The organism is Marinobacter salinexigens (assembly GCF_008370345.1).
In the GTDB taxonomy this organism is placed as follows: domain Bacteria; phylum Pseudomonadota; class Gammaproteobacteria; order Pseudomonadales; family Oleiphilaceae; genus Marinobacter; species Marinobacter salinexigens.
On the sequence record NZ_VTUU01000109.1, the window covers coordinates 1 to 482 of the forward strand.

General features: G+C 64.4%; 1 protein-coding gene. It reads left to right on the plus strand.

Features of this window, described 5'->3' with window-relative positions; all coding sequences use genetic code 11:
• Positions 1-157 precede the first annotated feature (157 nt).
• A partial coding sequence (locus FWJ25_RS20860; protein WP_188093687.1) for a chlorophyll a/b-binding protein occupies positions 158-482 on the plus strand: 325 nt, incomplete at its 3' end.

The following is a 482-nucleotide window of genomic DNA, read 5'->3' on the forward strand; positions in this document are numbered from 1 at the left end:
CTTTCTCCTCTTACCACCAGTCACACGACGCAAGCCTCCTCCCTTTCTCTATCCAACCATGGCTGCCACCATGGSCCTCTCCTCCCCTTCACTCGCCGGCAAGGCTGTGAAACTCGCCCCTTCAGTCTCCAACATCGTAGGCGAGGGCAGGATCACCATGCGCAAGAGCGTCGCCAGGGGCAAGCCCGTCGTCTCTGACAGCCCCTGGTACGGCCCCGACCGTGTCAAGTACYTSGGCCCCTTCTCCGGYGAGCCYCCMTCCTACCTSACCGGCGAATTCCCMGGCGACTACGGGTGGGACACYGCCGGCCTCTCGGCCGACCCCGARACCTTYGCCAAGAACCGYGAGCTCGAGGTSATCCACTGCMGGTGGGCCATGCTSGGCGCYCTYGGCTGCGTCTTCCCSGAGCTTCTSGCMCGCAACGGSGTCAAGTTCGGCGAGGCCGTCTGGTTCAAGGCTGGTGCCCAGATCTTCAGCGAGG